1 protein-coding gene is annotated in these 1,045 nt (G+C 66.8%); it reads left to right on the forward strand.

Annotated elements, in window-relative coordinates:
• Positions 1–81: 81 nt before the first annotated feature.
• Positions 82–1,045 (forward strand): DDE-type integrase/transposase/recombinase (locus tag ABD297_RS23580; RefSeq protein WP_344257605.1); only part of this gene is annotated, 964 nt, incomplete at its 3' end.

Raw genomic sequence — 1,045 nt, forward strand, 5'->3', positions numbered from 1 at the left:
TGTCTTTTGAAGGGACATCCCTGTCAGTCCTGTGAAGGGACATCCCTGACACTCGCCGGGTCTCGGTCCATGGTGGGCTGCATGGCTGGCAGGGAGATCTCGATGGAAGTTCGCTTGGCTACGGCTGCCCACGCGCTGCTGCGGGATGCTGACGGTGCGACAGTGACGGCGGTGTGCAAAGAGCTCGGCATCTCCCGGGAGCGCTACTACGCCTACCAACGGCGGATGGCCCAGGACGGAATCGAGGGATTGCTGCCCCGCTCGCGTCGACCGGTCCGGTCCCCGACGGCGACCTCGGCGGAGGTGATGCAGGCGATCCTGGACGAGCACGACCGGCTCCTCGAGCAGGGCTGGGACGCCGGAGCCCGGTCGGTACACGACTGGCTGCTCCGCGCAGGGGTCGCCGTACCCTCGGCCCGGACCTGTCACAAGATCCTGGCCGCACACGGGCGAACCACTCCGACCCCAGCCAAGCGGCCTAGGTCCAGCTACCGCCGATTCGAGGCGCTGAAGCCTAACGGGGTATGGCAGCTGGACGGTCACCTGACCGACATGGCCGCAGGGAGAGCGGTCGTGCTGCGGTTTCAGGACGATCATTCCCGAGCGATCATGGCTTCCCGGGCTGCTGCCAGCGAGAACGGGGCCGACACGTGGGCGTGCCTGGTCGCGGGAATCAATCGGTACGGCAAGCCCGCGGTCGTGCAGTGCGACAACTCCTCTGCGTTCACCGCCCGACTGGTCAAGGGCGGCGGATACACCGAGTTCGAGGCCCGCTTGCACCGGATCGGGGTCGCTATGGTCAATTCCAACCCCGGCCGGCCTCGAACCAACGGCAAGAAGGAACGCGAGTGGCAGACCTTGGAACGATGGCTCAGGGCTCGGCCTCGAGCGCAGGACCTGCCGGAGCTGCAACGGCTGCTGGACGTCTATGACGTCGTGTTCACCACGCAGCGACCCCATCAAGGCATCGGCGGGATCCCACCCTCAGCGCGCTACACCGCCAGTACAAAGGCCGCACCGGACCCCGACCAGCTCAAGCCGCGAC

The organism is Terrabacter carboxydivorans, assembly GCF_039532035.1.
In the GTDB taxonomy this organism is placed as follows: Bacteria; Actinomycetota; Actinomycetes; order Actinomycetales; family Dermatophilaceae; genus Terrabacter; species Terrabacter carboxydivorans.